This window comes from Janthinobacterium sp. C22 (assembly GCF_057919405.1).
In genome coordinates, this window is the sequence record NZ_CP193659.1 from 134989 (window position 1) to 146575 (window position 11587).

Consider the following 11587-nt stretch of genomic DNA (forward strand, 5'->3'; position numbering starts at 1 on the left):
TCAATTCAATAAGGAAGATGCGGAAGACACGGCTGCGGAGGCAGCCACCGGTGCGGCTTTCGGCTGGCGTCGCCACTTGTGCGAGATCCACACCATCAGGTCGTCGACATAGGTGAACACCACCGGGATCACCAACAGACTGAGCAGAGTTGAAGTGATCAGCCCGCCGATCACCGCAATCGCCATCGGCGCCCGGAAACTGGGGTCGGCGCTAATGCCCAGCGCCAGCGGCAGCATGCCGGCACCCATCGCCACGCTGGTCATAATGATCGGCTGGACGCGCTTGCGGCAGGCATCGAGCAGGGCACTCGTGCGATCCAGCCCCTGTTCCCGACGGGCGCGTATCGCATACTCGACCAGCAGGATCGAGTTCTTGACCGCTATACCCATCAAGGTCAACAAGCCCAGCAGAGAAGGCATGGAGAGCGCCTGACGCGTCAGCAGCAGCCCCAGGAAGGCACCACCTATCGACAGCGGCAATGCCGCCATGACAGTCACCGGCTGCATGAAGCCCTTGAACAGCAGCACCAGCACCAGGTACACGCACAGGATGCCAATGAGCATGGACAGGCCGAAGCTGGTGAACAGTTCCTGCATCATCTCGACATCGCCCGACTTGCCGCGCTGGACACTCGCGGGGAGGTTCTTAACGCTCGGCAGCTTGTCGACGAGGTCCTGTACCTCGCTGATCGGCCGGCCGTTGAGTTCGACGTGGATCACCACCCGGCGGCTGCGGTCGCGCCGGTCGATACGGGTCGGGCCGCTGTCGATGCGCAGCTCGGCGACCGAGGACAACGGCACGTTGCCCTGCTTGCCCGGCACCGACAGGCGCTCGAGCAGCGACAGGTCTTGGCGCGCCGCCTCTGGGAGCCGTACGCGGATGGGGATCTGCCGCTCCGGCAGGTTGAGCTTGGCCAGCGCCTGGTCGTAGTCGCCGATGGTGGCCACACGCAGCGTCTCGCCGATGGCGGTGGCGTTCACACCGAGGTCGGCAGCCCTGGCGAAATCGGGCGTAACGATGAGTTCAGGCCGCACCAGGCTGATACTCGAATAGATCGCGCCCAGGCCGGGGATGCTGCGGATATCACGCTGGATCGCCAGCGCCGCCGTCTTCAGCGCCTCGGGATCGTCGCCGGTCAGCAGCAGTTCCAGCTCCTCGCCGGCTTCGCCGCTACTGCCGACGGTGGCGCGCACGCCCGGCACGTCGCGCATCAGCTCGCGCAGCAGGATGTTGATTTCGGTCTGCTTGCGCACCCGCTCCTTGCGCGGCTTGAGATTGATGGTCAGGGTAGCCTTGCGCACGTCCTCGCCACCGATGGCGCTGTACACCTGCACCATGTCCGGCGCGATATCCTTGTTCCGCGCGATCAGCAGGCGTGCCCGTTCGGCCGCCGCGCGGGTGCGTTCCAGGGTGGCGCCCGGCGCCAGCTCCAGCGTCACCTTGGTCTGGGTACCGTCGGCCGGCGGAATGAAGCCGCTCGGCAACAGAGGGATCAAGGCCAGCGAGGCGACAAAGAGCAGTGCCGACAGCGCCAGCGTGCGGTGGCGGTGCCGCAGGCACCAGCCCACCGCCGCCAGATAGCGCGGCAGGATTCGGCTCGGCCTGGGCTGTTGCGCCAGCAGCTTGGGCTTGAGCAAATAGGCCGCCATCATAGGCGTCAGCAGGCGCGCCACCAGCAGCGAAGCCGCCACCGCCACCGAGGCGGTCCAGCCGAACTGCTTGAAGTACTGACCGACCACGCCATCCATGAAAGCGGTGGGCAGAAAAACGGCGATCAGGGTGCAGGTGGTGGCCACCACCGCCAGACCGATCTCGTCGGCCGCTTCCAGCGCTGCCTGCAACGGCGTCTTGCCCTGGTACAGGTGACGCATGATGTTTTCGATCTCGACGATGGCATCGTCGACCAAGATGCCGATCACCAGCGCAAGCGACAACAGGGTTATCATGTTGAGTGTAAAACCCAGCATGCTCATCACCAGGAAAGTGGGAATGATGGACAGCGGCAGCGCCGCCGCGGATACCAGCGTGGCGCGGCCATCGCGCAGGAAGAACCAGACCACCAGCACGGTCAGGAAGATGCCCTCGTACAGCAGGGTCATGGAGCCGTCGTAGTTTTCCTGCACCGAATCAACGGCGTTGAAGGCTTCCTTGAAGACGATGTGCGGGTCTTTTTCGCCAGTTGCTCGACTGCCTGGCGCACCGCACGCGCCACGGTGATCTCGCTGGCACCCTTGCTGCGTGTGATGTCGAAGCCGACCACCGGCTTGCCGTCGAGCAGAGTGATGATCGTACGCTCGGCGGTGCCGTCGATCACGCGCGCCACCTGGTCGAGGCGGATGCTGCGACCGTCCGGCAGCGCCATGTCCATGGCGGCAATCTCGGCCGTGCTGCCGACCGTGCCGATGGTGCGCACCGACTGGTTGGCGCCGCTGATATTGGCCTTGCCCCCGAACTTTCGCGCTGCACCCGGCGCAGCTGGCTGGAAATGTCGGCGGCCGAGACGTTGAGCGCCGCCATGCGGATCGGATCGAGTTCGATCAGCACCTCGCGCTCCACGCCGCCAACGCGCGCCACTTTGCCCACGCCGGACACGCCCAGCAGCACCTTCGATACCTGGCTGTCGACAAACCAGGACAGCGCCTCCTCATCCATTTGGGAGGAAGCGACGGTGTAGGTCAGGATGGGCTGGCCGGCCAGGTCGAGTTTGGAAATCACCGGATCGCGGATATCGGCCGGCAGATCGGTGCGCACGCGGCCCACCGCATCGCGCACATCGTTGAGCGCTTCGGCAGGGTCTTTCTCCAGCCGGAACTGGACTGTAGTCTCGACCACGCCATCGCTGATGGTGGTAAAAACATGGCGGACCTGGGATACCGACAGCAGCGAACTTTCGATCTTGCGCGCCACTTCCGCTTCCAGCTGCGGCGGCGAGGCGCCGGGCAGGCTGGTGGTCACGAACACGATGGGAAAGTCGATGTCAGGCTGTTCCTGAATCATCATGCGTTTGAAACTGATCAGGCCAGCCACCGTCAGCAGGATGAACAGCAGGATGGCGGGGATCGGGTTGCGTATCGAAAAGGCGGATAGATTCATCGCGTGCTCCGTTTACCGAGAGACCGAAGTGGTCCGGGCGGGCGCCGACGGCGCCGTCTGGTAGGCCAGCTTGGGCTGGGCCTGTTCGGCGGCCACCTTGACCACGTCTCCGTCGGCCAGGAAACCGGCGCCCTGGTCGACCAGCACCGCATCGGCGCCGACCCCGGCCAGCACCTCGATGCGGTCGCCGACCCGGCGTCCAAGGCTGACCTTGGTTTGGCTGACCTTCTCGTCAGGGCCGACCCTGAACACATAACCGTGGCCATCGCGCATCACGACCGCGCTCTGCTGCACCGTCAGCGCCGACGCGCGGCCAATCTCGAACCGGCCGCGCGCGAACAAACCAGCCTGCACCTCAGGCGAGAGCGGCAGGTCGATGTACACCAGCCCGTTACGGGTGGAAGGATCAAGCGTCGGTCCGACCATGCGCACCGTGCCGGATACGGTCACGCCGTTGGAGACGGTCAACGTCACCTGCTGTCCCGGCTTGATACGGCGCAGATCGCTGCCCGGCACTTCGGCCCGCCATTCGAGCCGGTTCTTGCGAATCAGCTTGAACAATTCCTGGCCCTGCGGCGCCACGCTGCCCAGGGTGGCGCTGCGCGCCGAAATCACACCATCGTCGGACGCCCGTACCGCAGTCTGCTGCAAGCGCACCTGGGCACTCTTGAGCACAGCCTGGGCCGACACTACCCGCGCCTTGCCGCTACGCTCGGCCGTGAGATACTGCGTCATCTGCTGCGCGCTGACCAGGCCGCTGGTGGCCAGCGGTTGGGTGCGCAGGACATTGGACTGCGCCTCGGCCAGCGCCGAGCGCGCTTCCTCGACCGCCGCCTCTTTCTGCTCGACATCGGCTGCCACAGTGGCGGCATCGAAGCGCGCCAGAATCTGCCCGGACTTAACGCTGTCGCCCACATTGACGCTGACTTCAGCCAGGCGCAGGCCGCTCAACTCGCTGCCAATAACCGCCTCCTGCCACGCAAATATGCCGCCGTTGGCCGACAGCGCAACCGGCCAGTCGCTCGGCTGCGGCCTGGCGGTGGTGACCGTCAGCATGGCTTTCTGCTTGACCGCAACTGCCGGTTCGGCGGCGGCTTTGGCATCCTGCGACGACGAGGCCGCGCTCACCCACGCAAGCGCCACGGCACCGGCGGCGGCAATCGCAATGGCGATCTTTTTCTTTGTCATTACAAGCTTCTTCATGGGAATCTTCCTGGAGGGTGAATTAGGAACTGGGCGGCAGCTCGCCGGGCTTGATGGCCACCGGCGGCATGGCGTGCGGGGCAGCGAGAGGCACGGCCTGCCAGCCCCCGCCGAGTGCCTTGTACAGCGCGATCCAGGCCTGCACCCTGTCGAGCCGGACGCCGACGTGCGTCAGGCGCGCAGACAGGCTGTTGCGGCGCGCCTCTTCCAGGTCCAGCAGCCCGCTGGCACCGGCGCGGAATTTCTCGTCGCTGGCCTGGAAATAGCGTTCATACTGGCGCGCGGCAATGTCGGCGTCCGCTTCGCGGCGGGCGGCCGCGTCGAGCCGCACCAGCGCTTCCTCGATTTCGCGCACGGCTTCGCGCACGCGCTGCCGGTACACCCCGGCCTGCTCGTCATAGAAGCCCCGGGCCTCGGCGGCCTCGGCCTTGCGGCGGCCGCCGTCGAACAACGGCAGGCTGAGCGAGGCCGGTCCAAACGACCATGTATCGGCCGAGCCGGACAGGCCGCCGCTGCGCAGCCGGCCAACGCCGATGCTGCCGCCCAACAGCAGACTGGGGTAGCGCTGCGCCTCGGCCACGTTGATCCCGGCCGCCGCTGCCGCCAGCTCGCGTTCGGCCGCGGCGATATCGGGCCGCCGCGCCAGTGCCTGGGCCGGCACCGCATCGACCACGAAGGCCCGCGGGCGCGGCAGCTCGCCATTGCCGGCGACCAGGCGCGCACGCAGGTCCGGCTCGGCCAGCCCAGTCAAGGCCACCAACGCTTTGATATCCATGTCGCACAGAGCGCGCTGGGCCACCAGCCGCTCGCGCGCGGACGCAACGGAAGCGTCGCTGAGGAAGCCCTCGGCGCGGGCCATGTAGCCGGTCTTGAGCGCTTCCCCGGTCAGGCGCGCCACCGATTGGCGCGATTGCAGATCCTGTACCAGAATGTCGTCGCTGACGGTGCAGGCGCGATAATCGACCAGCGTGACAGCCACCTCGGCCGCCAGCGATACGCGCACGGCCTGCCAGTCGGCTAGCCGCGCGCTCCAGCGCGCATCGGCCGCCTCGGCAGCCTTGGCGCGGGCGCCAAACAAGTCGACCTCCCAACTGGCATCGAGACTGCGGTTAAGCGTGGTGGCCACCATCGAGGCGCCGGGAGCGCTCACGCTACGGGCGCGGGCGGCACTGGCGTTCAAGCCCAGCCCCGGCAGACGCGCCGCGCCAGCGGCCTGGTAGACGGCGCGCGCCTGCAGCACGCGCGCCAGCGACTGCGCCAGGGTGGGAGAATCGACCTGCGCCGCCTGCACCAGTTCGGCCACCAGCGGGTCGTCGAACTGCCGCCACCAGGCCAGATCGGCGTCGGCCGGCACCGGAGGCATCCCATCCTGCTGCAGGCTATGCGGCAGCGGAGCCTCGAATCGTGGCGGTGCGGCCAGCGCCGGACTGCGGTAATCCGGCCCGACCGCGCAGCCTGCGGCAGCACATGCCACGAACATGGCACCGGCTAGTCTGGTTGGGTACATCGACACTCTCCTCATCTGATTCTTGCCTGGAGCGGCACCGCAAAGGCGGGGCCGGTACAAGCATTAAATCAAAGTGGTGCATCGATTGGTACTAGCAATTCTGCTAGCCAGAGCTGCTCATGGCGCCAGCTAGCTGGCTTTCCAGGCAGGCGGGCGCTGCTCCACGAAGGCGCGTGGCCCCTCCAGGCAATCGGTGCTGGCGCGGCGGCGCTCCTCCCACTCGTAAGTGGCCTGGAAGGCCTGGTCGAGCGGCAGCGTCGACGATTTCTGCGCCACTTCCTTGATCGCCCGCAGCGACAACGGCGCACTGCGCAGCACGTCATCGACCCAGCGCTGGACGCATGCGTCCAGCTCGGCCATCGGCGCCACCTCGTTGACCAGGCCCAGCTGGTAGGCGCGTTCGGCGCTCAGTCGCCGTCCCGTCATCAGATAGCCCATGGCGGTCTTGGTCGGCAGTTGCCGGGTCAGGCGGAATACGCCGCCAGCCCCCGCGATCAACCCCAGCCGGGCTTCGGGGAGGGCGAACTCCGCATGCTCGGCAGCGACGATAATGTCGCATGCCAGCGCCAGCTCGAAACCGCCGCCCAGCGCATAACCATTGACCCGGGCGATCAAGGGCTTGGACATGGAAAAACGCTCCGTCAGCCGCGGCCAGCCTGTGCCGCCGGCGCTGCCAAAGCTCGATGGCGGAACCCCGGCCTGGTTGCGCCGCACCAGTTCCTTGAGGTCCTGACCGACCGAGAAAGCACGCTCACCGGCCCCGGTGAGCACGCCCAGCCACAGGTTGTCATCCTGCTCGAAATCACCCCAGATGGCCGCCAGTTCGGCATGGGTGCGCAGGTCCAGAGCATTGAGCGCCTGCGGCCGGTCGAGGGTGATGTAGGCCACATGCCCGCGCTTGTCATAGCGCACGCGGGTGGCCTGTCCCAGCTCGTGCATCATATTTCCCATAATTAATACTCCGTCAGCAGTTCATGGACCGGCGCCGGCCGCCGGCCGACGTGTTCGCTATGCAGGAAAGCCGCCAGCCGGCGCGCGCCTTCGTCGATCTGTTGCGGCGTCAAATAACTGCACGAGAGTCGCAATTGCTGGTTGCCTGCGTCATTGAGATGGAAATAGCTCATCGGCGTCCACAGCACGCCATAGTCCCGGGCGCACACCTTGAGCAGCGCGGCGTCGGCCGCCACCGGCAGACGCATGCGCAGGAAGAAGCCGCCGGCCGGCACATGCCAGTGCACGCCGTGAGCAGGATCACCATTCATGCCGACATGGCGCGTCAGCGCGTCCAGCAGCAGGCCAAGGTTGCGGCGGTAGAGCGCTCCCTTGTCTTTGCTGAGGAGGGCCAGCGAACCGTCATGCTCAAGCAGCATGCCCCCGACGATGGCTTGGCAGATTGGCGAGGTGTTAACCGTGACCATGCTTTTCAGGGACGCGAGTTCGTCCGCCATCAGCCGCACCTGGCCGTTACAGTCGCGCACTGCCTGGTCGGCCACCACAAAGCCGATCCGTACGCCCGGCATGCAGATCTTGGCGCAGGTACCGAAATAGATCACGCGCTGGAGACGGTCGAGCGACTTGAGGGTGGGCAGCGCGGTGCCTGGGGCGGCGGTGAAACCGTAGGCGTTGTCTTCCAGCAGCAGGAAATCTTCGCGTTCAGCCAGTTCCAGCAGCCGCTGCCGCGCTGCCAGGTCGAGCACCGTGCCGGATGGGTTGGAAAAGTCCGGCGCCACGTACAGCGCGCGGATGCGTTTGCCTTGGGCGCGCGCGCGGCGGCAGGCGCTCTCCAGCTGTTCCCAGTCGAGGCCGGCGCTCCAGCCGTCGGCGCCCCGGCCTTCGTCGATCGCTACGATGGGCGCGCCCAGCACGCTGGCGGCGCCGACGATGCCGGCAAAGCTGGGATTGACCACCGCCAGCAGGTCGTCGGCGCAGGCGCACAGGGCGCGCAGTACCAGCAGCAACGCTTCCTGGCAGCCAACCGTGACCACCAGCGACTCCGGCGTCACCGCCATGCCCTCGTCGCGCAGCAGGGCGGCGGCGATCAGCTCGTTGATCATACCTTTGCTGGGGCCGTACTGGTAGAGCTGCTTGCGGATCTGGGCCGGGTTGCGGCCCTTGACTGTGGCCAGGTAGTCCGTATACCTGTCCATGTAGCGACCCAGATCGATATCGTCGAACAGGCCGGCAAAGGGTGCGCCCGGCGCGAACGAGATCGCCTGCGGATAGTGATCCATGACCTCGTTGAGGAAGCTGATGGCATCGAGCGCGGGATCGCTCACCGATGCATGCAGGGCGCTGCGTTCGAGGATGACGCCATTCCCGGAAAGTGCTTGAGTGGTGGACATGATGGTTGCTCCTCAGGCTTGACGCACTTTGTCCAGCACATCCTGGCTGTACATGCGATGCGCCTGCTCGAAGGCGAACTCAGCCATGTACTGGCGGAACAGGTCAAGCGGCTCCTCGGCCAGCACCAGCATGCGCTTGTTGGCCATCACGGCCGGGCTGTCGAACGCGGCGACGCTGCGCTCGACAGCGGCATCGAGTTCGGCCGGCTCCACCACCTCGTCGAACAGCAGGCGGCCGTCCGGCTCGGCGGCGTGCACCCTGCGCCCGCCAAGGATGATCTGGCGCGCCATCCGCGTGCCCACCGAACGCGTCAGGCGCAAATTGGCCACGCCGGGAACGATGCCTTCCTGCGCGGCCGGCAAACTGAAGAAGCTGTCCGCGCCGCCGATCACCTTGTCCGACACTAGCAGCAGTTGCGCGCCGCCGCCAATGGCGAAGGTATCCACGGCTGCAATCCACGGCTTGGCCAGTTGCCGTGGCCGCCTATCCTCAGGCACATCGACCAGCAGGCCGCGCAGCATCTTGTTGAGGTAGCCGAGCTCTCGCCGCAGCAGGAAGTCAACCAACGAGATGCGGCCGTTGTGCAGGTTCTTGAGATTGATGCCGGCGCTGAATACGCGGCGGCCGGCGTACTTCGGATGGCTCATGATGCCGCCGCGCAGCACACATACACGCACCGCATCGTCGAGCAGGGCCAGATCGACCGCAGTTTCCATGTCTTCGATCAGCTGCTCGTCCTCGGCGTTGAGGCAGCGCGGGTTGTTGACGGTGAGGTGGGCGGCAAAATCGCGCCGTTCCAGGGTCAGGGTCGGCAAATCGAGCCGGCCGTCGCTGCGGAATTGCGCCAGCAATGCCTGGGCGCGCGCACCCGGATACAGCATGCTCTCGACGAGGTGCCGGCCGCTGGCCGGCGCGGCGAGCACCTCAGAAAAGAAAATGCCCTGGTCGATTTCTCGCGCTTCCTTGTCCCCCTGCGGCGACAGGCGCTCCTGGGTGATTGCCGCTTGATCCGGGACCAGGCCGGGAAACAGCTCCGCAGCCCTATACGCCAGTTCGGCCAGTTGCGGGCGCAGGGTCTTGCCGGCCGTCAGGCGGTCATATACCCAGTCGGCGTGCAGGCGCAGGAAGTTGGTGCGCGCTGCGCGACTGGCGCCGTGGATGGCCTCGGCGGCGGCGCACTGTTCGGCAGAGCGCAGCGGCTTGGCCGGCAACTGCGCCAACAATGCCTCGCCGTCGGCGACATGGCAGGCAAGCGCGCGGGCGTCGGTGTCGGGCACGCGGGTGATGGCCGGTGGCGCATCGCGCCATTGGCGCCATGTATGCCGCATGATGGTCGGGCCGGTGGAAGAGTGCTGGGCGAAGCTCATGGTTGATCCTTGTCGGTGAATGAATGAAGGCATGCCGTAGTGCGCGGGGAAAGTGCCCTCCTTAGTTGACGCACTCGATTGCAGCAACGGGGGCAGGCGCATGCACGACAGCGGCAACCGGCTGCTGCGTGGTGCGCAACAGGCGGTCGCAGGCCGCGAGATGGGTACCGAGGCCGTCGTCATAGCTGAGCGCCGAAGCATCCAGCAGCAAGCGGCGGCGCACTGGCAGGTCGCCGGCGATGGTCGGGCACAGCGTCTTCAGGAAGGCACTGGCGGCCGACTCGACATCGCCCGCGATCTCGTCGACCAGACCCAGCGACTGCGCCAGCGATGCGTTCAACGGCATACCCAGCAGAGCGAAGCGGCGCGACCACGTCACACCGATCTGGTTCGCCAGGCGATGCAGCACCATGCCGGGCAGAATGCTGCCATCGCGGCGGCACAAGCTCATGGACAGCCCCTCGGCAGCGATGCGGTAGTCGGTGGTCAGCATGACCGCGATGCCGAGGTCGTTACAAGAGCCACTGACGGCCAAGATGGTGACGGCGTTGAGGCGTTCGATGCGGCGCAAGGCGCGCTCCCACTGGTTGACCAGCGCCACGTCGGGTTTTCCTCTGGCCGCCTCGGCGGCATCTTCCGGGCGAGCGCTCATCGCCACCAGCAGCGTGGCACCCGTGCCTGCATCTTCCACGCAATCACAGGCGCTGTTAATGCTGTCGACCAGCGATTTGTCCAGGGAGCCGGAGACGTCGAGTTCCAGGCGGACCACGGTGCGGCCTTCGATATGCGAGATGGAGTTGAACTTGAACATGATGATTTCCTTTGCGTAGAGTTGGTCTGAAAAAAACTGTCTAAATTAAATGTATGAAGCAACTTCCTGAAGAAAAATGCGGCTGCGTCTTACCACTGAAGCAGCGCGGTCTCGATAGTCGCGCCCGGCCCCATGGTCATCATCACGGCATAGTCGCCGGGACTCACCAAGCCCTCATCCAGCAAGCGCTGGTAAGAAAACAGGAAGGAGCCGCTCGACATGTTTCCGTAGTCGCGCAGGACGCTCAGCGTATGCCGCACGTCGCGCGCCGTCAGACCGAGGTTGACTTTCACTGAATCGATCACCTTCTTGCCGCCGGAGTGGACGATCCAGTGGGAAATCTCACTGCGGCGCAGGCCGGCTTCGGCCAGCAACTGGTCGATCACCGGCTCGGCATTGGCGCCCACCACATAAGGCACGTCCTGAGCAAGGAAAAAGCTGAACTTGCCGTGACTGTCATCCCAGTCGAAGCGCATGGCATCGATCGCCTCGGCCACCACGCAACTGTTAAAGCCGAGAATGGTGGGCATGTTCGGCACGCGTTGGCGGTCGGCCACCACGGCCAGCGCACCGGCGCCATCGCCGAACAGGCTGTTGACCACAGCGGTCTGCATGGTGCCGTCGATCACATAGGCGGCCGAGCAGATTTCCACGCAAAGCATGATGGCCAGCTTTCCGGGATGGGCCTGGGTCCACGACGTCACCGCGTTCAGACCGTTGAGGCCGGCGTTGCAGCCCATGCCGACGATGTCGAGCCGGGCGCAGTCGCGCCGCAGATTCATGCGCTTGCACAGCAGCGCACTGAGGCCCGGAGTCAGCATGCCCGTGGTGGTGACGCAGCACAGGTAGCGAATGTCTTCCAGACTGGCGCCCACCTGCTGCAGGCAGGCCAACACCGCGCGCTCACCGATTTCCAGCGCCTGGGTGCTGTGCTTCTTCAGCAGCTCCCCCTGGGTTTCGACGACGAGGGTACCGTCCGCCGCCGGCTGCGGCAGCGTCAGGTGGCGGCGTTCGACCGAGCCGCTCAAGAACATCAGGCGGATGCGGCGGTCGTCAATGTTGAAGGCGTCCAGCACGTCCTGCTGGCTGTACGCCGTAGCCGGCGTGGCAGTGCCGACGCCGACGATCTGGGCGTGCGCCGTTTCGAATACGGGCGCGGCCGCCTGCTTGCGGTAAGATGTTTTGGGGTGAAGCTGAATCGGTTCCTGAGTCATGGTCATTTTGATTCCTCTTGTCGATGAACGATGCGATGAGCGATGGGT

General features: G+C 65.8%; 7 protein-coding genes and 1 pseudogene. All 8 read right to left on the bottom strand.

The features are described from left to right. Positions 1-3094: pseudogene (locus tag ACRHIG_RS00675) on the bottom strand (efflux RND transporter permease subunit). A 12-nt stretch (positions 3095-3106) separates the two neighbouring features. Next, positions 3107-4297 carry an efflux RND transporter periplasmic adaptor subunit gene (locus ACRHIG_RS00680; RefSeq protein ID WP_489629099.1) on the bottom strand — a complete coding sequence of 397 codons (1191 nt, stop codon included), beginning with the start codon at positions 4295-4297 and terminating at the stop codon, positions 3107-3109. A 22-nt stretch (positions 4298-4319) separates the two neighbouring features. Next, positions 4320-5819: an efflux transporter outer membrane subunit gene (locus ACRHIG_RS00685; protein ID WP_489629100.1), complete on the bottom strand. Its 1500-nt coding sequence runs from the start codon at positions 5817-5819 to the stop codon at positions 4320-4322. 114 nt (positions 5820-5933) lie between these two features. After that, positions 5934-6743, bottom strand: a complete 810-nt coding sequence (dpgD, locus tag ACRHIG_RS00690; protein WP_489629101.1) for an enoyl-CoA-hydratase DpgD — start codon at positions 6741-6743, stop codon at positions 5934-5936. A 14-nt stretch (positions 6744-6757) separates the two neighbouring features. Further along, a complete protein-coding gene (locus ACRHIG_RS00695) occupies positions 6758-8146 on the bottom strand; it encodes an aminotransferase-like domain-containing protein (protein WP_489629102.1) in 1389 nt (462 codons plus the stop codon). Positions 8147-8158: 12 nt separating this feature from the next. Next, the gene (dpgC, locus tag ACRHIG_RS00700; protein WP_489629103.1) at positions 8159-9514 is read right to left on the bottom strand and encodes a (3,5-dihydroxyphenyl)acetyl-CoA 1,2-dioxygenase DpgC; all 1356 of its coding nucleotides are present in this window, start codon (positions 9512-9514) and stop codon (positions 8159-8161) included. Positions 9515-9575: 61 nt separating this feature from the next. Continuing rightward, on the bottom strand, positions 9576-10325 hold the full coding sequence (gene dpgB, locus ACRHIG_RS00705) for an enoyl-CoA-hydratase DpgB (protein WP_489629104.1): 750 nt from the start codon (positions 10323-10325) through the stop codon (positions 9576-9578). A gap of 89 nt (positions 10326-10414) precedes the next feature. After that, a complete protein-coding gene (gene dpgA, locus ACRHIG_RS00710) occupies positions 10415-11545 on the bottom strand; it encodes a 3,5-dihydroxyphenylacetyl-CoA synthase DpgA (protein ID WP_475418041.1) in 1131 nt (376 codons plus the stop codon). Positions 11546-11587: the final 42 nt, after the last annotated feature.